Origin of the sequence: Streptosporangium subroseum (assembly GCF_900188345.1) — a bacterium.
GTDB classification, from domain to species: Bacteria; Actinomycetota; Actinomycetes; order Streptosporangiales; family Streptosporangiaceae; genus Streptosporangium; species Streptosporangium subroseum.
In genome coordinates, this window is record NZ_FZOD01000004.1 from 288,675 (window position 1) to 312,081 (window position 23,407).

Sequence of the window (23,407 nt, forward strand, 5' to 3'; positions counted from 1 at the left end):
CGTCACTCCCAGGCGAAAAGGGCGGCGGGGGCGTCGTCGCGGAGCACGGTGCCCTCGATCAGCCCGTAGGGACGGTCGGCGGCATAGAACACCTCGTCCGGGTTGTCCAGCCCGAACGGCGTGAGATCCACCAGGAAGTGGTGCTTGTTCGGCATCGCCAGGCGCACCTCGCAGAGTTCCTCGCGGGTGTTCAGCACCCGCTCGCCCATCGCGTAGAGCGTCTGCTGCAACGACAGGCTGTAGGTCTCGGCGAACGCCCCGAGAAGGCATCCGCGCACTTCAGCGTATGACTCCCCGTACGGGGACGCCTCGGAAAGGTGCCGCCAGCGAGCCGACACCGCGGTGGCGAGGACGCGGTCCCGGGTGGGCGGAAGGGTGGTGTACTCGTCCTGGATGTAGCCGGAGAACTCCGAGTCCGTCGAGTTGAGCACCACCAGGTCCTTCAGCCCGGAGACCACGGTGGTGGTGCCGTCGGCGTCGTGGTGGACCAGGCAGGTGCGCACCTCACGGCCGGAGCGGACGAAGGAGTGCCGCTTGCCGTCGGCCCCCGGCGCGGAGTCGTCCGCCACCGGGATCCGGTCCCAGAAGTATTCCTCGATCTCCACGCGGGCGTGGTGGACGGTGGGCTGGGACTCCACGTAGTGGCGGGCCAGCAGGATCGCGAAGTCCTCGATCTCGGCCACGCCGTGTTTCCTGGCGAAGGCGTAGACGGTGTTCTTCTGCGTGTCCGTGGTCAGGACCGAGGCGTTGTCACCGGTGAGGTGGACGTCCTCCATGTCGCCGGAGAGCGCCGAGCTGACGGTGACGTCCTTGATGTGGTGGACGACGCCGTCCCTGACGACGCGGACCAGGCGGGTCTCCGCCTTGCCGTAGCGGTTTGGGCCGAGAATGACGGTCATCTCAATCCTTCCGGTGTGGAGCCCCCGGGCTTCGGCCGTGGAGAGGAGGTCAAGCTAGCTCCCTCGATAGGTCGAGTAGGCGAACGGGCTGAGCAGCAGGGGCACGTGGTGGTGCTCAGCCGGGTCCACGACCGTGAAGTCGATCGAGACCCGGGGGTAGAAGGCGTCCACCGCGCGGGCGGCGAAGTAGGCGCCGGTGTCGAAGACGATCCGATGCGCGCCGGCCCCGCACGTCCAGCCCCCGATCCGGCCGTCGGCGTCGGTGACCCCCTCGGCGAGCACCTGGCCGTCCTTCTCCAGGCGTACGGCGACGCCCGCCGCGGGCCTGCCCAGGGCGGCGTCCAGCACGTGCGTGGACAGGCTCACGCGGCGCCTCCCAGCAGCTTCGCCAGCCGCAGCCGCGTGATCTTGGCGAGCTCGGCCCTGACGACGTCCCGCTCCGTCTCCTCGTCGTTGCCCAGCCGCCCCCGGAGACGGGCCAGCATCTCCTCGGCCGACAGGCCCGTGGCGCAGATGAGATAGACGTGGCCGAACCGCTCCTCGTAGGCGCGGTTGCCCTCGGCCAGTTCCTCCAGGACCTCCCGTCCGGCCGCGCCCACCCCGGACTGCTCCTGACGCGACCAGCCCGACTCCCTGCCGGAGCGGCCGGGCTCCCGGGAGGCCGCCGGGCCCTCGCCGCCGGACGACTCGCCGGAGTCCGCGGGGGAGGCCCGGTCGGCCCCCGGCGACGGCCCGCCCTTACGGGACTCGCCGATCCGGGGATGGGCGGCCAGCGCCTCGCGCACGCCGGACCACTCCAGATCCCGCACGGCGGCCTCCGCCGCCCCGGCCAGCAGGTCGAGATCGCGGTAGGGGCGCAGCGCGGTCACCTCACGGGCGAAGGCCCGGGACGCGCAGCAGGTCAGCAGCTCGGCCTCGGCCTCGGCCGCGCTCAGCGCGTTGAATCCGGCCAGCCCCGCCACCGGCGGCGCGGAGTTCACATTCGGCATGTGAGCAGTACATACACCACCACCATGCGCGGTCCAGCAAATCGCGGTGACTTTTTCCCTGTGGCGTAGCTGATCCGGATTCCTGATGGTGTAACTCGTTCGGGCCGATCGGTGTGCCCGGCGGCCCCGGACACGCCCGCCCCCACCGCGCGGGGTCCGGAAAACGGTCGGGGTCAAGGCCTAAGCTTGATGTCACCATGACTCCTCTCTCCCCTATCGGCGGACACGTCTCCGTCACCGGCGGCCTGGCCAAGGGCGGCCTGCGATACGCCTCGGACATCGGCGCCGAGATGATCCAGGTGTTCGTCACCAACCCGCGCGGCTGGGCGCTCGCCGTCGGCAACCCCGCCCAGGACGCGGAGCTGCGCGAGTCCGGCATGCTGTCCTTCGTGCACGCGCCGTATCTCGTCAACCTGGGTTCTCCCAGCGCCGACACCCTGGAGAAATCGGTCGCCACCGTGCGACACGGCCTGCTGCGCGCCCACGCGATCGGCGCCAAGGGCCTGGTGATCCACACCGGATCGGCGGTCACCCAACACCGCGACGACGCCCTGCGCCAGTTGCACGAGCATCTCCTGCCGCTCCTTGAGGAGATCCCCGAGGACGGCCCGGACCTGCTGCTGGAGCCGATGGCCGGGCAGGGAGCGATGCTCTGCGCGACCGTCCATGATCTGGAGCCCTACCTGGCCGCCCTCGACTGGCACCCGAAGGCGGGCATCTGCCTGGACACCTGCCATGCCTTCGCCGCGGGCCACGACCTGTCGACGCCCGAGGGCGTCAAGGAGACCTTCGACGCCCTGCACGCGATCGCCCCGGGACGGCTCAAGCTGGTCCATGCCAACGACTCCAAGGACGTGTGCGACTCCAAGAAGGATCGGCACGAGAACATCGGCTCGGGTCACATCGGGATGCGGCCCTTCGCCGACATGATGCGCCACCCGGTGGTCGCGGGGGTGTCGATCTGCATCGAGACGCCGGGCGGCGCGGAGAAGCACCGCGAGGACATCGAACTGCTGAAGAAGCTCCGCGACGACTGAAGCCCGGATCACCGGGCCGGATGGCGGACCGCGGCCCGCCATCCGGGGGTTCCGCCCGCCGGTGTCGAGCAATGACCGTCGGGCCGGATTCGCCGGCCGCGGCCCCGTCATCGGCAGTCCGTCGGCTGTCATCGACTGACTGCCCGCTGACCTGGGCCGGACGGTCAGCGGGCGAGACGGGACGCCCATCTTCGCGATCCGGCCGCCCCCGTGTGGCCGGATCACGGTCCGGCCCGTGGGCTAGCACAGGCGTCCCGTCACACCGGAGATCGGTGGGCCCTACCCCCCGGTCAGGGACCCAGCAGCCGGGTGACTATATGTCGACGTTCACCCGAATTTCCCGCACATCAGGTCTTTTGCGAGCCTTTCGGCTCTGTCCCCCCGATGTGGCGGGTCTCGCTCTCCGATGAGGGAACACTAGAGGGGCACTCAGAAGAGTGAGTCCTGCTTTTTGGCCAGCGCGTTTAACGGTGTGTAGCCGTCGATGTACGGAAGGTATCGACACGACGAACGGTCGTCCACGAACGACGAACGGTCGATTCATGGGCTTGCGGACTCCCGAGGGATGTGTGTTCCTGCTTCCAGGATGTGGGTTCCGACTCTTGGAGGATGTGTTTTCCGGCCCCCGGGATGTGTTCCCTCTTCCGGGGGATGTGTTTTCGGGCTCCCCGGAGAGGTTCCGTCTTCCGGGAAACGCGTTTTCCGGCGATGACCACGGCGAGCCCCGGCGGGGCGCTCCCGGCGATGCCACCACCGTGAGTGCGGATGTGCGCCGAACGGCAGGCGGCGCGCCGCGTGCGGGACGGCGCGGCGCAGCGCATGCGGAACGGCGGACGGCGCGACGCGACGCGTACGGGACGGCGCAGCGCGTGCGGGACGGCGGCGTCAAGGTCGGCCCGCGGCCGGGCCGGGGGCGTGCCGGGGGATGGATCGGCCGCAAACCACGGGGACCCGGATACGAGGGTGAGAAGACGGAAGGACCGGCCGCGGGGCCCGGCGCGGGCGGCGAGAGGTGGAAGGCCACGGACATGACCGGCGCGGCCACGACGTCGCGACCGCCCGGCGATCGTGCCGGCCGGCGTTCTATCTGGTCGCACCGGAGGGCAGCTGCCAGTCCTTGGCCATGGCGGAGGACGGCAGCGGCCGGCCCTTGACCGCGATGGAGGCCAGCGGCCGATCCCGGAGCTGACGGACGAGCTGCTCACGGACCTCACGGGTGTGGCGCCGGCTGACCGGCAGCGTCTCGGTGCCCACGCGCAGCATCACCCGGCCGCCGTCGAAACGCAGCTCGCTCACGTGCCGCACCGAGACCAGCGTGCTGCGATGCACCCGGATGAAGCCGGACCCGGCCCAGCGCCGCTCCAGAGCGGCCAGTGGCATGCGCACCAGATAGCTGCCCTCCACGGTGTGCAGCCGTACGTAGTCGCCCTTCGCCTCGGCGAACCAGACCGCCTGCTGGGGCACGAACCTGGTCCGTCCGGCGAGCTCGACCGGGATGACGTCCTCCGGGGCCGAGTCGGCCGCCGCCGGTATCGCGGACTCCAGGCGCCGCACGGCCTCCGCCAGCCGGTCGGCCCGGACCGGCTTGAGCAGGTAGTCCACCGCCTCCAGCTCGAAGGCCTGGACGGCGCACTCCTCGTGGGCGGTGACGAACACCAGCCGGGGCGGGTTGGGGAAGCCACCGATGAGCCGGGCCAGGTCGAGACCGTCGAGGCCGGGCATGCGGATATCGAGGAAGACCCCGTCGAGCCGCTCCCCGGTCCCGATCATCTGAACCATGTCCTGGAGCGCCGTGACGCCGCCGGGAGCGGTGGACACGTGCTCGATCCGGGGGTCCTGGCGGAGGAGGTAGGCGATCTCCTCCAGGGCGGGAACCTCATCGTCAACGGCCAGGACTCGCAACATGACCCCACGCTGCCCCCTGAACCACTTCCACCGCAAGCCGCATGGCAACTTCAGGTAATAGTTTGACTACAAATAGCTATTACCAAGGGTGAATCTTGGGCACTCGCAGGTTTATCTTGGTGCCCGCGTCCAGCTCGCTCTCCACGACGAGACCGTAGTCCTCGCCGTAGATCTGGCGGAGCCGGGCGTCGACGTTGGCCAGCCCGATTCCGCCCTCGCCCCGCCCGCGACGGGAGTCGCCGCCGAGCAGCGACCTGGCCCGTTCGGGCGACATGCCCCGCCCGTCGTCCTCCACGCTGATGTGCGCCTCAGAACCCGCGTCCTCGACCACCACCCGCACCTCGCCGGGTCCGGTGGCGGCTCCGACCCCGTGCTTGACGGCGTTCTCCACCAACGGCTGCAGAAATAGGAACGGCACCGGCATCGACAGCACCTCCGGCGCCACCCGGACGGTGAAGCGGAGGCGGTCGCCGAACCGGGCACGTTCCAGCAGCAGATACCGGTCCACGCAGTGGAGCTCCTCGGCCAGGGTGGTGAAGTCCCGTGCCCCGCTCAGCGCGTATCTGGTGAAGTCGGCGAAGTCCATCAGCAGCTCCCGGGCCCGCTCGGGGTCGGTGCGGACGAAGGAGACGATGGTGGTCAGCGCGTTGTAGACGAAGTGCGGGGACATCTGCGCGCGCAACGCCCGCAGCTCGGCCTCCATGGCACGCCGCCGGGAGGAGTCGAACTCGGCCAGCTCCAGCTGACCGGAGACCCATCGGGCGACCTCCGTGACGGTCCGCACCAGCACCGCGCTCAACGCGGTGTCATAGACCGCCAGAGCGCCCACCGCCCGCCCGTCGACGACGAGGGGCACGACCACCGCGCCCCGGATCGGGCAACCCGGGGCGTCGCAGGTGAAGGCGTCTCCGATGACCACGTGCGGACGTCCCGAGGCGAGCGCGATCCGGGCGTGCTCGGATGCGTGGGCCCGCTGACAGTCCGCCCCACCGTCCCAGGCGAGCACGCCGCCGGCGTCCGACACCGCGACGGCGCTGGTGCCCAGCAGGATCCGCAGGTGACAGACCGCCTTGCGCGCGGAGTCGCGCGTCAGCCCGGCTCGCAGCGAGGGAGCCGCCATCGCCGCGATGTGCAGGGTGACGAAGGTGGCCTCGTCCGGCAGATCGTCCGGACGGCGGGAGAGCACGGGCCGGCGGCGGGGCAGGATGAATCCGAGAAAGGTGCCGGTGACGCAGAGCAGCATCCAGCCACTGGTCGACATGGGGGAACCGTAGCCAACCACGGCCAACCGCCCCGGACAATCAGGGGAAAACCCTGATCACAGCGGCCCTTCGCCCGGTTCCTCCTGATAGGAATAGCGCTGCTCGCGCCAGGGGTCGGCGATGTTGTGGTAGCCGCGCTCCTCCCAGAAGCCACGCCTGTCCTCCAGCAGGTATTCCACGGCGCGCACCCATTTGACGCTCTTCCAGGCATACAGGTGCGGGACGACCAGCCTGACGGGGAAACCCCGCTCGGGGGGCAGCGGCTTCTCGTCGAGCTCCAGGACGAACATCGTCTGGCTGCTGGCGAAGTCGCTCATCCGCACGTTGGCGCTGTAGCCGTACTCGGCCCAGATCATCACGTGCTTCACGTCCTGCGCGGGCGGGGCCAGTTTCATCAACGTCGCCGCCGATACCCCGCTCCACTCGTTTCCCATGATCGAGAACTTCGTGACGCAGTGGAAGTCGGCCAGGATCGTGGTGCGTGGCAGCTCGGAGAACTGCGACCAGGTGAACCGGTGCTGTTCACCCGAAGCGGTCGCCCCCATGACGTGCAACTCCCACGTGGCCGGGCGGAACGTGGGCACCCGGCCGTAATGGATCACCGGCCGTCCTCGGGGGACGTACTGGCCTGGAGGCAGACGAGTGTCCTCCCGTGGAGGTTCGGACTGCTCCACCATCACTCCCCTCGCCGTTTCCCCGGTAACACGGGGCAATCCTGCCACCGCGAGTTTTCCGCCGGTCCGGCGGCCACCGGATAAAGCTCCCCGCCGATCAGATCACCGCTCCGGAGCCCGGCCGGCTGTCACGCCCGGCCACCGCCGCCTCGGCCGTGATCGCCATGATCGCCGTGATCGCCGGGATCGCCGCCTCAGCCACCGCCGCCTCCGCCGTGATCGCCGTGGTCGCCGGGATCGCTCCCTCGGCCGCCACCTCCGCCGCCCACGTCGACCGTCGACCGGGCGGGCCTCAGGGTAGCGTCCCAGCTCCGCCTGGGCGGACGACGCACCGCGCCGCGTCGCCCTGGGGCACCCGGTTGACGGCCCCCTCCCTCTCCAGGTCACGGGCACGATCTCGCGGTGCGCTATCCTTACCCGCGATGCGTACTGTGTTCTGGTTTTGGTATGGCGACGGACCCGTAGGTCGGACCGTTCGCCCCCAGATGCTGCGCTGACAGCCAGGCGAACTTCAAGGCCCCGGGTCCGGATTTCGGACTCGGGGCCTTCTGCGTTTCCAACCCCCTATCGACTACCGAGCACCAGAGGAGAGACATGGTCATCGTCATGGGCCCCGACGCCACCCAGGAAGACGTCGAGGCGATCGTGGAGATCATCGATACGGCGGGCGGCGACGCCTTCGTCAGCCGGGGAGTGAGTCGTACGATCATCGGCCTGGTCGGCGACGTCGCCCAGTTCGCGACGCTCAACCTGCGCGGCATGCGCGGGGTGGCCGACGTGATGCGGGTGACCGCGCCCTACAAGCTGGTGAGCCGGGACAACCATCCCGAGCGCTCCACCGTCCGGGTCGGCGGCGTGCCCATCGGCCCCGGCACGGTCACGCTGATCGCCGGCCCGTGTGCGGTGGAGACCCCGCAGCAGACGCTGGAGGCGGCCCAGATGGCCAGGGCCGCCGGGGCCACCCTGCTGCGAGGCGGCGCCTACAAGCCCCGTACCTCCCCCTACGCCTTCCAGGGTCTCGGCGAGGCGGGCCTGCGGATCCTCGCCGACGTGCGCGAGCAGACCGGACTGCCCATCGTTACCGAGGTCGTCGACGCCCACGACGTGGAACTGGTCGCCTCCTACGCCGACATGCTGCAGGTCGGCACCCGCAACGCGCAGAACTTCGCGCTGCTCCAGGCGGTCGGCGGGATCGGTAAGCCGGTCATGCTCAAGCGCGGCATGAACGCCACCATCGAGGAGTGGCTGATGGCCGCCGAGTACATCGCCCAGCGCGGCAATCTCGACATCGTGCTGTGCGAGCGCGGCATCCGCACCTTCGAGACCGCCACCCGCAACACCCTGGACGTCTCCGCGGTCCCGGTCGCCCAGCGGCTGTCACACCTGCCGGTCATCATCGACCCGTCCCACTCCGGCGGCCACCGCGATCTTGTCCTGCCGCTCACCCGGGCGGCCATCGCCGTCGGCGCCGACGGCGTGATCATCGACGTTCACCCCCACCCGGAGCAGGCCCTCTGCGACGGCCCCCAGGCGCTGGTCGACGGCGACCTGGACGAGCTGGCGCGCGTGATGCGCGAGTTCCCGCCGCTGCTGGGCAAGATCGCAGCCGGCGACGCCCTGACCCCCGCCTGACCGTCGCCCCGTGCCCGGCCTCGCGTCGATCCGCCACTGGCACCCACGCTTTTCCGGTACGGCCGGCGCCACAGACCGCCTGCCGTACCGGAAGGTCCGCTCTCAGTCCTCCAGCTTGTATTCCTGGAGGGAGCCGGCAAGCTGGACGGCGAGATCTTCGGCGTCCATGCGCCGCTCGATCTGCTTGAGATCCGCGACCTTGGCGGCGAGCTCGACGCGGCGGGGGGCGAGGAGGGTGCAGCAGTCCTCGTCGGGAAGCTCGGAGATCTCCAGGGTGCCGATGCGGCGGGCCTCCGCCATGATCTCGGTCTTGTCGAAGCCGATGAGCGGGCGCAGGATCGGCAGGTCGACCGCGTCGTCCTGGGCGGTGATGTTCTGCAGGGTCTGGGAGGCCACCTGGCCGAGGGAGTCACCCGTGATCAGAGCCGCGGAGCGGAGGCGGTGGGCGACCTCCTCCGCGGTCTTGAGCATCAGGCGGCGCTGAGTGATGATCGCCAGGCGCTCCTGGCCGGAGGCCTTGATGGACTGCTGCGCCTTGCCGAAGGGGACGACCCATAGCCGGGACTTGCCCTGAAACTTGTCCAGTGCCCGGACCAGCGCGTACGCCTTGTAAATGGACTCGGAGGTGCTGAACGGGATGCCGGAGAAGTGCAGGAAGTCGACCCGCATGCCGCGGCGCATCATCCGGTAGGCCGCCACCGGGGAGTCGATGCCTCCGGACATCAGGACGAGGCCCCGGCCGCTGCTGCCGACGGGCAGCCCGCCCTGGCCCGGCAGACCGCCGGTGAAGACGAACGCCTCGTCGCGGTCGACCTCGATGGAGACCACGAGCTCGGGGTTCTTCAGGTCGACCGGCAGGCCGTAGATGTCGTTGAGCTCTCCGCCGACCGAGCGGTCCAGTTGCATCGAGGTCAGCGGGAAACGCTTGTCGCGGCGGCGGGAGCGGACCGCGAAGGAGACGCCGCGCTTGACGTCGTCGCGGTCGGCCAGCAGCTCGATCGCGGCCTTGGTGATCGTCGAGGGGTCCTTGGCGACCTTCCAGGCCCGGTGGATCCAGATCAGCCCGGGGACGTGGCTGACCCGCTCGGCGACCGCGTCGGCGATCTCGACGCCGGTGCCCTCGGGGAGGAAGAGCGCGATGACTCCGTGGCGCTGCCGCACGTCGACCTTGACGCCGATGTCCTTCAGGGCGGCCTTGAGGTTGGCCTGCAGCCTCTGCTCGAAGAGCTCTCGGTTGTTTCCCTTGAGGACGACCTCGCCCAGTTTGAGCAGAACACAGGGCTCGCCCAGAGCGGACATGGTCATGGTGCAACCTCCGGTGGAGCTTCGAGGGGAAAGTGGAACCATCGTCAAGTGTCTCGCGGGACCACCTAAAGACAACGTCTCGACCTCGTTACTTTAGTAGGCCCCGCGACCCGCCGGAGCCTTGCCCGGGGCGCATCGGAGGAGTTCCGCCCGCCCGCGGAGCAGCGGCACGTCTGGCCGCGGTCCGTACGGTCCCCCGGGAATCCCCAGGAATCACGGCCATCCGGACCGCCGCGCGCCCGCCCACGGCGGCCAGGACCTCGAAGCCGGCCTCGGGCGGATGCGCGGGAAACGCGGGACGCGAACGCACAGCCGCACGGCAGAGCCCCGCCGACGAACTGTTGTTCGTCGGCGAGGCCGAAGTTCACTCGTTCTGCCGTGTTGGCTGTGATGGCTGTGATGGCTGTATGTGTGACGACCCCGTGCCCACCCGACGATCTATCGGGTCCGCGGGACCGCCTTCACCGACTCTGAGATCGTCTTCACGCGGCCGCCGCCGGCCTCGACGATTACGCCGACGCCGGATTCGACTCTGACACCCTTCCCGGACGCCTGCTCATTCTCCGACGGCAATGAAGGTCACTTCCATTCCGAAATGGTTTCGCAGGGAGTCTTTGCGGACGGCGTTGCGGCACAGACGGCGGTCATGAGCACCCCCGAACGGATCTCACGGACCGCACCTCCGGCCCGGCCATCTCGGCGGATTCACACCGGACGGTCTCAGCTCAACCGCTGATTCGCGGCCCGGCCCCTCTCTCCAGACCTCTGGGGCCGACCAGAAGGGCATCCAGGCCGTTCCGCGGATTATCAGTTGTTGTTGTTATTGTTGTTGTTGTTCCCGCCCCCATTGTTGTTGTTATTGTTGTTGTTGTTTCCTCCGCCGCCGTTGTTGTTATTGTTGTTGTTGTTGTTTCCGCCGCCGTTGTTGTTGTTATTGTTGTTGTTATTGTTCCCGCGACCTCCATTATTGTTGTTGTTATTATTGTTGTTGTTTCCGCGGCCTCCGTTGTTGTTATTGTTGTTATTGTTGTTGTTCCTTCTTTCCCTGCATCTGTCGGGGTTCCTGGCGTTGCGGCAGGGCCTCTGGACGAGGGTCGTGTTCGTGCCGCTGGATGCCTGGGTCGGGGTGCCAGCGCTGGCGGACTGGGCCGGCATCGTCACGGGGACGACGAGGGCGGAGGCCACCATTGCACCGGCGGCGAGAGCGTTTCTGACCTTGGACATGTAGAACACCCCATGTCATCTTGATTGGATTTCGCACGACACCCGGACCGGCACAACGCCGCATCGGTATCGCAAGAACGCCGGCACGGAGCCGGACATGAATTCCACGTTAGTTGCAGGGCACCGGGGTGGTGCATCAAGGAGGCAAAGCTCTCGGTTCGGTCAGATTACTCTCGGATTTGCAGCAAAAACCGAGAGTGAGCATTTAATCACCCTGAGTTAATTCGCCTTGACGCTCCGTTTTCCCGGAGATATCCAAATCTCAAAGTTGAATGTTCCAGAGGTTATTGCGATGCGACCGGAATCCCGTGTGCGGGCCGTATCCGGTTAACACCGGACTCCTCAAACGCTTTTTGCACTCCGGCGAGACGGCAGGTCACCTGTACAACTCGCACCCGGCGCATATGGTCGGCCATCGGCATCACGGCCCATCAGGCGAAACGACGGAAGATCACGGCACTCTCGCGGCGGCCCGGGCGGCCGGAAACGACGGCGTCGGCTCGAACGAGATCTCGATCGTCATAACGCAACAAAGCGCGGCCAGATTCAGCTAAGGCGCCAGCGGCCACTTTAGCGAGCCCGTGACCCCTATGGCTCGCCGAGCGGTTCGTCGAGTCCCTGCTCGATGGCGTAGCGGACGAGCTCGACACGGTTGTGGAGCTGCAGCTTGTTCAGCGTGTTCTGGACGTGGTTCTGCACGGTCCGATGAGACAGCACGAGTCGTTCGGCGATCTGCTTGTAGGACAGGCCCTTGGCGACCAGGCGGAGCACCTCCGTCTCCCGCTCGGTCAGGCGTGGCGCCACGTCGGGAGCGGGCTGGGCCGCCAGCCTCCGATACTCCCCCAGGACGAGCCCCGCCAGCCCGGGAGTGAACACCGCGTCGCCCCCGGCGGTGCGCCTCACCGCCTCAAGGAACTCCTCCTTGCTTGCGGATTTCAGCAGATACCCTGACGCGCCTGCCTTGACCGCCGCCAGCACGTCGTCCTGCTCTCCGCTGGCCGACAGCACGAGCACCCGGGGAGGCGGGTCCGACGCCGCCAGCCTTCTGGCCACCTCCACCCCCGACAGATCCGGCAGCTGCAGATCCAGCACGACCAGCTCGGGCCGGACCGCCGCGGCTACCCGGACCGCCTGCCGTCCCTCCCCGACCGCGGCCACGACCTCATAGCCGGCCTCGGCCAGATCCCTGGCCAGTCCGTCCCTCCACATCGGATGGTCGTCCACCACCATCACGCGCATCCGAACTCCCTGATTAAAGATCAGCCGGCACCGACATCTCGACCTCGGTGCCCCCGCCGGGACCGGATACCACGGTGACCGTACCGCCCAGATCGGCGATGCGCCCCCGGATGGACTGGGCGACGCCGAGCCGGCCGTCCGCCGCGGCGGCCTCCAGGCGGCCGGGGGAAATGCCCGGCCCCTCGTCCCTGACGGTCACGGTGATCACGCCGCCGTCGCTCTCGGCGAAGATCCAGGCGGGGGCCTGCGTCCCGCAGTGGCGGGTGACGTTGTCCAGAGCGGCGCCGACGGCCGCGGCCATCTCCCCCGCGACGGCCGCGGGCAGGGTCAGCGGGGTCGCCGGAGCCGAGACGGTGACGGAGGCCGAGCCGTACTTCTGCAGCAGGGTGCGCAGGTCGGCGACGCCGGCGGCGGGCGGTTCGGGCCGGAGCCTGACCAGCTCGCGCAGCGCGGCCTCCTGCTCACCCGCCAGCCTGCCCAGCTCGGCCGCCTCGCCGCCCAGCTCCTGGCCACGCCGCTGGACCAGGGCGAGCACCTGGAGCACCGAGTCGTGGAGGCCCCGGGCGAGCCGCTCCCGCTCGCGACCGGCGGCCTCCAGCTCGATCGCCTGCTGCACGCGCTCCTCCGCCTTCCTGGTCAGCCGGGCGGCGTGCCCGACCACCACCCCGGCGAGGAAGAACAGCACGGTGCCGTTGACCGGCAGCTTCTCGAAGTCCAGCCCGCCGGCCCCGCGCAGCCACAGGTCGGTCAGTGAGACGATCAGGGCCGCCGCGGCCCCCGCCCGCCGCCCGCCGTGCACGCCCCACGCCAGCACCGCACCGCCCATCCAGGTCGCGGTGATCGGCAGGCTGTCCTGCTGGTAGACGCCCTGCACCAGCGGGGTGCTGAGCAGGCAGCCCAGGGTCACGAGCATGTCGAGGGCGAGCAGCGGCCAGCCGCGAAACTCCTCGATGGAGTAGGCGAAGATCGTCGCCACGGTCCACAGCGCCATGACGCCGATCACCAGCAAGCCGATCATCGGGCGCGCGTATCCTCCGGCGCCGACGAGCAGAACCGCCGCGTACACAAGGGATGCGACGCGGAAGACCGCGATCGCCCGCCAGAACGACCCGTCGATCCCCATCACCCGCCGATCCTGCCCTCCGGCGCGCCGAGGCGGCCCTCACCGTCCGGCTCGACCGGCCGATGATGTACAGCTTGCGCCACGCGGACCACTCCGTCGAGACGCGAGCCGTACCGGAGAGGAGGTGCGGGCCGCCGGCCGCTCGCCGCGCCACCGAGGATGGGACCGGGCGCTCGCAAGGTGCCTGCCGGCATGACCTCGAGAGCGCCCCCTCACGCCTGTCAGCCGAAGAAGACCTCGGCCTCCTCGTAACGGCTGACCGGAACGGTCTTGAGCTCCTTCGTCGCCTCGTCGAGGCCGACCCGCACGATGTCGGTGCCCTGCAGCGCGACCATGACGCCGAAGTCGCCGTCGTGGACCGCGTCGATGGCCTGCAGGCCGAACCGGGTGGCCAGCACCCGGTCGAAGGCCGTGGGAGTGCCGCCGCGCTGGATGTGGCCGAGCACGGTGGTCCGGGCCTCCTTGCCGGTCCGCTTCTCGATCTCCTTGGCGAGCATCTCGCCGATCCCGCCCAGACGCACGTGTCCGAAGGAGTCGAGCTCGCCCGCCTGCAGCGCCATCTGCCCCTCCATCGGGTGGGCGCCCTCGGCGACCACGATGATCGGGGCGTACCGGGTCTTGAAGCGGGACTCGACGTAGGCGCAGACCTTGTCGATGTCGAAGGGCTTCTCCGGGATGAGAATGACGTTGGCGCCGCCGGCCATGCCCGCGTGCAGGGCGATCCAGCCCGCGTGGCGGCCCATGACCTCGCAGATCAGCGCGCGGTGGTGGGACTCGGCGGTGGTGTGCAGCCGGTCGATCGCCTCGGTGGCGATGTTGACGGCCGTGTCGAACCCGAAGGTGTAGTCGGTCGCGTTGAGATCGTTGTCGATCGTCTTGGGCACGCCGACGACCTTCACGCCCTTGTCGAAGAGCTGCTTGGCGACCCCGAGGGTGTCTTCACCGCCGATCGCGATCAGCGCGTCGATCCCACCCTGCGCCAGGTTCTCCTTGATTTTCTCAACGCCACCGTCGATCTTGATGGGGTTGGTCCGCGACGAGCCGAGGATCGTGCCGCCGCGCGGCAGGATGCCCCGCACGGCCTGGACGTCCAGCTGCATGGTGTCGCCCTCGAGCGGACCTCGCCAGCCGTCACGAAATCCAACGAACTCATGTCCGTGAACGGTCACGCCTTTGCGCACAACGGCGCGGATAACGGCGTTCAGGCCGGGGCAGTCGCCGCCCCCGGTTAGCACTCCGATACGCATGGCATCCTCCGGTAATGGTTCCGAGGCAAGACGGCAAGGGTAAGCGTGGTGATGCGTCCGGCGGGCGATTTCCGCCACCGACGCAACGCATTCTGCCTCCAGAGCGGGCCAATGGTCTAGACCAAACCGAATGAGCCCTCACATGTCGGTTCCGGCAATGGATACCGGAGCGACGTGGGCACCGCGCTCGTCGTGACCGTAAACCGATCCCGCTCCTGCACCCAACGGTCTCATGGGTCAGACGGTTCCAGATCACGGACCGGACCCGCTCCTGGTTCAACCATCCCACGGGCCGCCCAGTCCCAGGGGTTCGAGGTTGTCCTCGGCCGGGTGGAGACGCCCGGCGGGGCCGGTGGCGAAGGTCCGCAGGATGTTCGTGGTGGCCCTGCGGACGAAGGCCGCAGCGTGGCCGGTGACGCCGTGGCCGCAGCGGGCGCCGCGCAACGCGCACACCCAGCGCATGGTGCCCGAGCTGAACACCGCGGCGCCGCTGGGCACGGTGTAGTAGGCGCTGTGCGCGATCGTGGACCTGCCGCCGCAGTTGAGGGGGGAGATCGACAGGATCTCCATCGGACGGGGTACGCCGGAGAAGACCTTGTCCGTCTCCACCCCGGCCATGCCGGGGAAGGCGGTGCCGCGCCTGACCCCGGTCCCCTTGAAGATCCAGTGGCCGGGGTCGTAGACCACGTAGGCGGCCTCGGCGGGAAAGCAGTCGTACATCGGGCCGGTCAGCGAGCTCTCCGGCTCGTCCTCGCGCCACAGGCGGGTGCCGGGGTCCTCGGCGTCGTCCTTGCCGCAGACGACCAGGCGGCCCGCGCCCAGCGGCGTCCTGGCGAAGCGGATCCGCCAGTAGACGGCGTTGGCGCCGAGGAAGGCGAGGTTGGTCCCCCGGTCGCGAGCGGCCTCGACGGTGCGCCGCATGTGCGCCGACCAGTACTCGTCGTGGCCCAGCGAGATCAGCCCCGTGGCGCCGTCGAGGATGTGCGGGTCGTCGTCGAGTTCCCGGTTCGTGAGGTAGGCGAGCGGAACGCCGCTGCGTTCGGCGACCTCGATGGCGTCGCGTTCCATGTCCAGGAAGAGCCGGGCTCCCGAGGTGTCGTAGGGACGGTCGAAGCTGACCGCCCGGGATCTGTCCTCGAAACCGCCGGGCCCCCGGTAAAGGCTGCGGCCGCCCCAGTCGTTGTAGGCCTGCCAGGTGGTGACCGCGTTGACGACGACCAGGCGGCCCCGGGTGGAGGCGGATCTGACGGTGACGGGGACGTAGCGCCCGGCTCCGGTGTCGGCGTCCAGCCGGAGGAGGTAGGAGCCCTCGGGCCAGCCGGAGGTGTCCACGGCCGGTCCGGGCTTCCAGTGGGCGGCGGTCACCGTGCGGGTGGCGGCGATCGTCTCGGGCGGGGCCTGCCGCCTGCCGGGCAGGGGCTCCGACTCCCACACCTTCCTGGCTCCGGCTCCGCCATACCAGCCCACCCGGAAGGCCCGCACGGTGTAGCGGGCGGCCGTGGTCGAGACGTAGAGCCGGAAGCTCTCCCCCGGCAGCACGCTCACCCGGTCGGCGAAGCCCTCGATCTCGTGCTCCGCGCCCGGCCTGCGCGTCCGCCAGCGCGGGTTGCCCTTCCTGGCGTTCTCCACCGAGGTGGGGGAGCCGGCCGGCGCGGCCCGAGCCGTGGACGGAACCGCGGCCGGGGTGGCGGGCGGGCTGGGAAGCCCGCCCGCGCGAGGGAGGACCGCGCATCCGGCGACCAGCGAGGTCACCGCCAGGGCGGCCAGATACGCGGACATTCGACGCATGGACAGCAGCATGTCCGGGTGAGAGGCCTGCCCCGCGCGGAGCCACGGGATTTTGGACGGATCTTGATATCGGAACGGCTTCCCGACGGTGTCAGGGCCTTCGGCCGGATCCCGGCGTCAGGACAGCGGCAGCACGCACGAGGGCGAGCCGACCGCGAACACCTCCCCGCCGACCCGCGGGATCCCGTCCTTCATGAGCAGTACGGCGACGCCGTCCGAGCGCTGATTGGCCACGTACATCCGGCCGTCCGCGACGGCGAAGTGCCGCGGCCAGTCACCGCCGCAGGGAACCTCCGCGACCCTCTCCAGGCCGGGTCCCGAGAAGACCGAGATCGTGTCGGGGCCCCGGTTGGCGACATAGACGAACTCCCCCGACACCTCCAGGTGCGAGGGCTGGTTCTTCCCCTCGGCGCCGCTGGCCTCGACGGCACTGATCTCACGCCATCCGGCGTCGTACACGCGGACCGTGCCGTCCAGCTCCCCCGCCACGTACCAATGGTCCCCTCTCCTGGCCATGTGCCGGGGACCCATGCCGGCCGCGAGCCGTACCGGACCGTCGGGATGCGGCACCACCTGGTCCGTGACCAGATAGCGGCGCACCTCGTCGGCGCCCAGGTCGCTCACGTACATCACGCCGTCGGGGCCGAAGACCGTCTGGTGGGCGTGGGTGGGCTCCCCGTGGGAGAAGGTCCACACGTCGGTGAGGAGCCCGGACTCGTCGATACCGTGCACGCTGACCGTGCCGTCGCCGTAGTTGGCCACGGCGAGCAGCGTGCCGGTCGGGTCGACGGCCACGTGGCAGGGGAACGACCCCCCGCTGGGCCGCTGGGCGAGCGGGCTCAGCGCGCCGTCGGCGGCCCGCGCGAAAACACCGACCGTGCCCTGCTCGCTCTCCCCCACGGCGTATATGACCGGGAGCAGGGGGTGCGCGGCGAGGAAGGACGGGCCCGAGGCCGCCGTCTCGCCGAGCCGTGTGAGGCTCCCCAACTCCACCAGGGTGATCCCTGTCCCGGACCCACCGGTATCCGGCGTGTATCCACCGATGTACGCGACCTCGGCCATCGTGCTCCCAACCGTCCTGGAGGCCGACATGCGTCGCCCTCAGCTCATCATCTGTTCTCAGCCAGTCTGCGAAGTTAGCGCAGCCGAACGACGGCCGGGCACCGGCTGCCCCCCTGAGACCCCCGGAAACGGAATGCGCGTCGGCTGGAACGATCGGAGAATATTTCGTTGACTCAGTCAACGAAATCATTGATCCTGTCAAGCATGGAAAACCAGGTGGCGGAGATCCGCGCTTTCAACCGCTTCTACACCGGTGTCATCGGGGTGCTTCACCAGAACGTCCTGGACGCCCCCTACTCGCTGACCGAGGTGAGGGTGCTGTTCGAGCTGGATCGGCGGGACCTGATGGAGGCCGGCGAGCTGCGGCGGCTGCTCGGGCTCGACGCCGGATACCTCAGCCGGATGCTCGGCCGGTTCGAGACGGACGGGCTGGTCGTGCGCGAGCGGTCCGTCTCCGACGCGCGGCGCCAGGTGATCGGGCTGACCGAGGCGGGCAGGGCCGTGTTCGCCACCCTCGACGAGCACGCGGCCACGGAGGTGCGGGAGCTGCTGGACGGGGTGACCGAGGAGGACCGGCGCCGGCTGATCGCGAGCATGGGGACGATCCAGGAGATCCTCGGCGAGGGCCCGAAGGCGCGGCCGTACGTCATCCGTCCGCCGCGCCCGGGCGATCTTGGCTGGGTCGTCTACCGGCACGGCCTGCTCTACAACCAGGAGTACGGCTGGGGCCTGGAGTTCGAGGCGCTGGTGGCCCGGATCGTGGCCGACTACGTGGACGGCCACGATCCCTCGCGGGAGGCCGGGTGGATCGCCGAGGTGGACGGAGAGCGGGCCGGGTGCGTCTTCTGCGTGCGCAAGGACGACGAGACGGCCCAGCTCCGGCTGCTCCTGGTCGAGCCGTCCGCCCGGGGCATGGGGATCGGCGGGCGGCTCGTGGAGGAGTGCCTGCGCTTCGCCAGGATCGCCGGCTACCGGCGGATCACGCTGTGGACCAGGGACGTGCTGCTGGGCGCCAGGCGCATCTACCGGACGGCGGGCTTCGAACTGGTCGGGACGGAGGAAGGCGAGGGTTTCACCGAGGAGACCTGGACGCGCGACCTGTGACCCCGCCCCTCGTGATCTCCGGCTCCGCGTCGCTCAGCGGCGGAACGGACCGGTGATCTCGTAGGTGACGCCGTCGGTGCCGGCCGCGTCACCGCGGGCCCCGCGCTGGGACGAGAAGTAGAGGCGGCTGCCGTCCGGGGAGAAGGCCGGGCCGGTGATCTCCGACTTGGCGTGCCCGGTGATCCGGAGGAACGGCGTGACGACCCGGTCGACGGTGATGAGGTTGATCTCCATGTTTCCACCGTCCTCGGCGATGTAGAGGTCGCCGGAAGGGGTGCCGGTGATGTTGTCCACACCGTTCAGCGGGGAGTCGGCGTCGTAGACGATCTCCAGGCGCTCGTTCTCCGCGTCGTAGGCCCACACCCGGTTGTCGCCCTTGGTGGTGAAGAAGCAGATCCCCTCCGCGTAGTGGCAGCCCTCTCCCCCGGTGAAGTGCCTGGCGCCGTCGATCTGGTGGCGGGTCGCCTCCAGCAACGCGTTCGGGTTGGGCACCCGCCGCCAGGTCACCGCGCCGGTCTCGGACGGGGCGCAGAGCACCTCCAGGCGGCCCGCCGTCAGGTCGCCCCAGTGGGACGGCACGAACCGGTAGAAGCAACCGTCCGGCTCGTCCTCGGTGAGGTAGACGACCTCCCGGTCGGGGTCGCAGGCCGCGGCCTCGTGCTTGAACCTGCCCATGGCCAGGCGCGGCATCGCGGCGCGCGAACCGTAGGGGTCGCATTCGAAGACCCGGCCGCGGAGGATCTCCTCGCACGACAGCCAGGTGTTCCAGGGGGTGCGGCCTCCGGCGCAGTTGAGGTTGGTGCCGGAGAGGATCCGGTAACCGCCGCGGACTGCCCCGCCGGGTCCGAACCTGATGGCCGACGCGCCGCCGAGCAGCGGGATCTCCGAGTTGGACACGTAGATCCAGCCGTCGCCGTCGGGGAAGCACGCACCGCCGTCCGGGGCCGGGTGCCACAGCACCCCGCCGACCCGGTGCCCGGTGCGCGCGACGATCCTGCCGGTGAACCTCGCCGGCAGCGCGACACCGTTGGCGTCGGGTGAGCCGAGCGGGCCGTAGGGGCTGCCCGCGCGTGGCGCGGTGGCGCGCGCGGCCCCCTGCCAGAGTGATCCGGCGAAGGCCGCCCCGGTGACCAGGGTCCCGGTGCGCACGAACGTACGGCGAAGCATGGCGCCTCCTCGTTGCCCTCACGGTACGCCGCCAGTCGATCCAACTCATGTGAACGCCGGGACGCCCCCGGTACAAATTTTGCGGAAACCGAGGAACAAACGTTCGTCAAAACAGGTCGCCCTATTGCCAAGATCGCCATTTTCCGGGCCGGGGGCGTTCAGAGTGAGATCCACACTTCACACCGTCGCCAGACCGGGGGAACCGTTGAGCGAGGGACTCGCGTTCGCACATCCAATCCTCGAGACCGCCCCCGGGGCGGGCACCCACAGGGCCCTGGTCTTCCTTGACGCGGCCCCGGGCTCGATCTCGGCCCTGACCTGCGTCCCGGCCCCGTCCCCCGGCCCCTCCCCGGCTCCGCCGGACCCGGACCCGGCCGCGCTCTCGGTCCCGGCCTCGCCCTCGAACCCGTCTCCGATCCCGCTTTCGACCCCGTCCCCCACCACACCCTCGAATCTGTCGTCGGTCTCGGCGCCGTCCTCGCCCTCGCGACCGGTCCGGTCCTCGATGCCGTCCCCGCTGCCCGCCTGGTCCTTCGAGGGCCTGCCCGGCGCTCCCTTCGCCGCCCGCCCCGACGTGCGCCTGGCGAACGCGCTCCGCGCCGAGGGCTTCACCGTCGACTCCGAGTGCAGCGAGGGTGCGCGCGCCGACGGCGAGCGGGTGTGGGACTTCCTCCGGTCGGCGGAGGAGGGGGATCTGCTGGTGATCCGGCTGCCCGCCGACAACGGCTGGACCTCCGGGCAGCTGGGATCGATGATCGGCGCGTTCGGCCGGCAGGTCGGCGAGTCGCTGGCGGCGGCCGTACTACTGATCATGGATTTCGGCTGGAGCGCCCTGGACGACTCCGCCACGCCGGTCCGGCAGCTGGCCGTGGCCGGGGAGCCACAGGTGGTGGCGGCGGCCCTGACCCTGACGCTGAGGTTCGACGAGACGCTTCTCGGCCCCGTACGCACCCTGACCGACGTCCTCGCGGAAGGCCTGGCCACCCGGGCCGCCGATCTCGACGGGGACGGGACGATCACCATCGGCGACCTGCACGCCTACGCGCTCCACCACTACGCGGCGGCCTCGGCCGCCCGCACCCCCATCCTGATCACCTACGGCGCCGTCGCCGGTGTCGCCCTGACCCCGGCCTGGGACCCGTCCGCCCCGGCTCACGCCGCCTTCGCCCACCTCCTGTCCAGGCTCGGCGACTCCGCTCCCCACGCCTCCGGCACCGAGATCGTCCGGCGGGTCTACGAGCTCCACCTGAGCGAACCGGCCAGGGAGCTGCTGCGCAAGGCGTCTCTCCTCGACGAGGACGAGTCGATCGACGAGGTCCTCGGCGACGCGGGCGAGCTCAGGCAGTGGGGGCTGCTCGGCGAGACGACCATGTTCGTCCACCCGGACGTGCGGGCCTTCGGCTACTCGCGGCTGTCGGCGGCGGAGCGGGCCCAGACCTCCGCGGTGCTCCGCCGCCGGCGGGCCGGGCTGCGCACCGTACGGCCACGGGCCAGGCTCACCGCCGACCGGTGGACCACCGAGGACCAGCTCGGGCACCGGGTCTACGCCGAGGCCATCGCCGCCTTCGTCCGCCACCACGAGACCCGGCCCCCGCTCACGATCGGCGTCAAGGGGCCGTGGGGCGCGGGCAAGACCTCCCTGATGCGGATGATCCAGGATCTGCTGGACCCCGGGGCCGCCGGGGATCGGCCCGCCCCGATCCATCTCCCCGGCTCCCGCACGGACAAGGCCCTGACCAACGCCGAGGTGCTGACCAGAGCCGGGCGGCGACCCGAGGGGAGCACCGGGCAGGCGGAACCGGGCGCCCTTCCCCTGCGACGGTCGGACTGGCGGCCGACGGTCTGGTTCAACCCGTGGATGTACCAGAACGGCGAGCAGGTCTGGGCCGGGCTCGCCCACGAGATCATCAGTCAGGTCACCGAACGGCTGCCCCGCGCGGAGCGGGAACGGTTCTGGCTGGAGCTCAACCTGTCCAGGATCGACAGGGAGGCGGTCCGCCGGCGCGCCTACCACCTGGCGATGACCCGCCTGCTGCCGGTCGCGCTCAGCCTGGTCGCCGTCCTGGTCCTCACCTGCGCCCTGGTCGCCGGCGCCGCGCTGCTGCCCGCGTTCGGCGCCTTCCTCGACGGCGCCGCCGCCGCCGTCGGCGCCGCCGGGTCGGTGGCCGTGGTGGGAGCGGGCGCCGTACGGCTGGCGAGGTTCTTCGGCGAGTCGGCGGACAACGCGTTCCACGGGCTGGTCCGCCAGCCGGACCTGCTCGCCCCCGGCGCGGCGGACGGGTTCGTCACCGAGGTCGCGATCAACCCCGGTTACCGGTCCAGGACCGGCTTCCTGCACCTGGTGCAGACCGACATGCGGCAGGTGCTCGATCTGGTCGCCACCGAGGAGCGGCCGCTGGTGGTGTTCGTGGACGACCTGGACCGGTGCTCGCCCGGGACGGTGGCCCAGGTCATCGAGGCGATCAACCTGTTCCTCGCCGGGGAGTTCCCGAACTGCGTGTTCGTGCTGGCCATGGAGCCGGAGGTGGTCGTCGCGCACGTGGAGGCCGCCTATCCGGAGCTGATGGAGACGCTGCGGGCCGACGGGCGCGCGGGGCTGGGCTGGCGGTTCCTGGAGAAGATCGTGCAGCTGCCGCTGAGCGTGCCGCTGCTGGACGACGCCGACCGGCTGCCCGGCTTCGTGCGCGCGCTGCTGGGCATGCCCGAGGCCGCCGGCGTCGGTGCCGCCGAGACCGCGACGCCCCGCGCCGCGGGGAGGGATCTGTCAGGCGGGCGTGCCCAGCCGGCGACCGCGGCCGTGCCGCCGCCGTACCGGAGCGTTCCGCCCTCGCGCGAGGCCGTGCCACCGCCGCCCAGGGCGGTACGGCGGTCGCAGGGAGGCACGCGATGGTGGCACGGGGCCGTACGTCGGCCGCGCCCGGCGTCCGACGTACCGCTCGCCGCGGGCGGGTCGCATGCGATGGAGCAGGCGGATCCGGAGCAGGTGAGCCGGCTGGAGGACGCGATCTGGGCGCTGCAGCCGACGGCGGCGAACCTCGACGAGGTGGCCTGGCGGGCGCAGGAGGCCCTGGGCATCGAGTGTTCCGACGCGATCGGCGGGCTGTGCTCGGCGACGCGCGAGGCCGCCGACCACGTCTTCGACGACCTCTACAGCGACGAGAACGCCTACCGGGCGATCGAGTTCGTGCTTCCGGCCCTGACGTTCTTCAATCCTCGCGAGATCAAGCGCTACGTGAACGTCTTCCGCTTCTACTCCTTCCTGACCTACCGCCGCACGCTCGCCGGAGCGGCGCCCGCCTCGGACGGCGAGGTCGCCAAGCTCGCGGCGCTGACCATCCACTGGCCGCACCTGCTGTCACTGCTGGTCAAGGAGAGGGGCGAGACAACCGTGCTCCAGGAGCTCGAACACGCCGCGGGCACCGCCGACGACCGGATCTGGGAGCTGACCGTCCGCGAGACGGGCCTGGCCGATCTGGACGTCCCGGGCAGCGCCCACCTGGACAGCCTGCGCGACCTGCTCTCCACCCCCTACCCGGTGGCCGCCCTGGCCCGTCACCTTCTCTGAGCACCGCCTCCCCGGACCGGGCGATCCCCAGGCGAGGGCGCGAAGGCCGCCGCCGAACCCGGGGTCATCGGCGGTTCGGGAGGCAGGCGCGCCCCACTCCGACCAGGAAGGGAGCGGCGAGAACGGTCCCGTCCTCGGTAAGGCGTCCTGGTGAGCGAGGTCGGCGGCGTCCGTGCCGCCGGAGA

At 70.1% G+C, this 23,407-nt stretch carries 19 protein-coding genes; 4 read left to right on the plus strand and 15 right to left on the minus strand.

What is annotated here, in order from left to right:
- Window positions 1–2: 2 nt before the first annotated feature.
- The 3 genes from pucL to uraD are packed head-to-tail and all read right to left on the minus strand — an operon-like array spanning window position 3 to window position 1,888.
- Window positions 3–899 (minus strand): factor-independent urate hydroxylase, encoded by an 897-nt coding sequence (pucL, locus tag CHC08_RS06490; RefSeq protein ID WP_089206224.1) that lies wholly within the window; start codon window positions 897–899, stop codon window positions 3–5.
- A 54-nt stretch (window positions 900–953) separates the two neighbouring features.
- Window positions 954–1,265, minus strand: a complete 312-nt coding sequence (gene uraH / locus CHC08_RS06495; RefSeq protein ID WP_089206225.1) for a hydroxyisourate hydrolase — start codon at window positions 1,263–1,265, stop codon at window positions 954–956.
- Window positions 1,262–1,888: a 2-oxo-4-hydroxy-4-carboxy-5-ureidoimidazoline decarboxylase gene (uraD, locus tag CHC08_RS06500; RefSeq protein ID WP_089206226.1), complete on the minus strand. Its 627-nt coding sequence runs from the start codon at window positions 1,886–1,888 to the stop codon at window positions 1,262–1,264. Before uraD ends, uraH begins: the two co-directional genes overlap by 4 nt.
- A 197-nt stretch (window positions 1,889–2,085) precedes the next feature.
- On the opposite strand from uraD, the gene CHC08_RS06505 reads away from it, so the two are divergent.
- Entirely contained in the window at window positions 2,086–2,925 is an 840-nt protein-coding gene (locus CHC08_RS06505) for a deoxyribonuclease IV (protein ID WP_089206227.1), read from the plus strand.
- Window positions 2,926–4,008: 1,083 nt separating this feature from the next.
- On the opposite strand, the gene CHC08_RS06510 is transcribed toward CHC08_RS06505, so the two are convergent.
- From CHC08_RS06510 to CHC08_RS49340, 4 genes are all read right to left on the minus strand, one after another.
- The gene (locus tag CHC08_RS06510) at window positions 4,009–4,830 is read right to left on the minus strand and encodes a LytR/AlgR family response regulator transcription factor (protein WP_089206228.1); all 822 of its coding nucleotides are present in this window, start codon (window positions 4,828–4,830) and stop codon (window positions 4,009–4,011) included.
- 79 nt (window positions 4,831–4,909) lie between these two features.
- Window positions 4,910–6,091, minus strand: coding sequence for a histidine kinase (locus tag CHC08_RS06515; RefSeq protein ID WP_089206289.1), 1,182 nt, complete (start codon window positions 6,089–6,091; stop codon window positions 4,910–4,912).
- A 57-nt stretch (window positions 6,092–6,148) separates the two neighbouring features.
- Window positions 6,149–6,769, minus strand: coding sequence for a molybdopterin-dependent oxidoreductase (locus CHC08_RS06520; RefSeq protein ID WP_089206290.1), 621 nt, complete (start codon window positions 6,767–6,769; stop codon window positions 6,149–6,151).
- A gap of 94 nt (window positions 6,770–6,863) precedes the next feature.
- On the minus strand, window positions 6,864–7,022 hold the full coding sequence (locus CHC08_RS49340) for a hypothetical protein (RefSeq protein WP_179281911.1): 159 nt from the start codon (window positions 7,020–7,022) through the stop codon (window positions 6,864–6,866).
- Window positions 7,023–7,360: 338 nt separating this feature from the next.
- Between CHC08_RS49340 and aroF the strand changes: the two genes are divergently transcribed.
- On the plus strand, window positions 7,361–8,398 hold the full coding sequence (gene aroF / locus CHC08_RS06525) for a 3-deoxy-7-phosphoheptulonate synthase (protein ID WP_089206229.1): 1,038 nt from the start codon (window positions 7,361–7,363) through the stop codon (window positions 8,396–8,398).
- A gap of 102 nt (window positions 8,399–8,500) precedes the next feature.
- Here the strand turns inward: aroF and thiI are convergent, their stop codons facing one another.
- The 7 genes from thiI to CHC08_RS06560 all read right to left on the minus strand — a co-directional run bounded on the left by thiI (window position 8,501) and on the right by CHC08_RS06560 (window position 17,386).
- Window positions 8,501–9,703 (minus strand): tRNA uracil 4-sulfurtransferase ThiI, encoded by a 1,203-nt coding sequence (gene thiI / locus CHC08_RS06530; RefSeq protein WP_089206230.1) that lies wholly within the window; start codon window positions 9,701–9,703, stop codon window positions 8,501–8,503.
- A gap of 807 nt (window positions 9,704–10,510) precedes the next feature.
- A complete protein-coding gene (locus tag CHC08_RS49345; protein ID WP_179281912.1) occupies window positions 10,511–10,927 on the minus strand; it encodes a hypothetical protein in 417 nt (138 codons plus the stop codon).
- Between the two features lie 588 nt (window positions 10,928–11,515).
- Window positions 11,516–12,157, minus strand: a complete 642-nt coding sequence (locus CHC08_RS06540) for a response regulator (RefSeq protein WP_218825145.1) — start codon at window positions 12,155–12,157, stop codon at window positions 11,516–11,518.
- 22 nt (window positions 12,158–12,179) lie between these two features.
- The gene (gene macS, locus CHC08_RS06545; protein ID WP_089206232.1) at window positions 12,180–13,289 is read right to left on the minus strand and encodes a MacS family sensor histidine kinase; all 1,110 of its coding nucleotides are present in this window, start codon (window positions 13,287–13,289) and stop codon (window positions 12,180–12,182) included.
- A 221-nt stretch (window positions 13,290–13,510) separates the two neighbouring features.
- Window positions 13,511–14,536: a 6-phosphofructokinase gene (locus CHC08_RS06550; RefSeq protein WP_089206233.1), complete on the minus strand. Its 1,026-nt coding sequence runs from the start codon at window positions 14,534–14,536 to the stop codon at window positions 13,511–13,513.
- A gap of 276 nt (window positions 14,537–14,812) precedes the next feature.
- Window positions 14,813–16,324: a N,N-dimethylformamidase beta subunit family domain-containing protein gene (locus CHC08_RS06555; protein ID WP_218825141.1), complete on the minus strand. Its 1,512-nt coding sequence runs from the start codon at window positions 16,322–16,324 to the stop codon at window positions 14,813–14,815.
- 117 nt (window positions 16,325–16,441) lie between these two features.
- Window positions 16,442–17,386, minus strand: a complete 945-nt coding sequence (locus tag CHC08_RS06560; RefSeq protein ID WP_179281913.1) for a lactonase family protein — start codon at window positions 17,384–17,386, stop codon at window positions 16,442–16,444.
- Between the two features lie 204 nt (window positions 17,387–17,590).
- On the opposite strand from CHC08_RS06560, the gene CHC08_RS06565 reads away from it, so the two are divergent.
- On the plus strand, window positions 17,591–18,490 hold the full coding sequence (locus CHC08_RS06565) for a bifunctional helix-turn-helix transcriptional regulator/GNAT family N-acetyltransferase (protein WP_179281914.1): 900 nt from the start codon (window positions 17,591–17,593) through the stop codon (window positions 18,488–18,490).
- Between the two features lie 33 nt (window positions 18,491–18,523).
- Here CHC08_RS06565 and CHC08_RS06570 read toward each other — a convergent pair whose 3' ends face one another.
- Window positions 18,524–19,657: an alkaline phosphatase PhoX gene (locus tag CHC08_RS06570; protein ID WP_089206235.1), complete on the minus strand. Its 1,134-nt coding sequence runs from the start codon at window positions 19,655–19,657 to the stop codon at window positions 18,524–18,526.
- A 205-nt stretch (window positions 19,658–19,862) separates the two neighbouring features.
- Between CHC08_RS06570 and CHC08_RS06580 the strand changes: the two genes are divergently transcribed.
- On the plus strand, window positions 19,863–23,222 hold the full coding sequence (locus tag CHC08_RS06580) for a P-loop NTPase fold protein (RefSeq protein WP_143653125.1): 3,360 nt from the start codon (window positions 19,863–19,865) through the stop codon (window positions 23,220–23,222).
- Window positions 23,223–23,407: the final 185 nt, after the last annotated feature.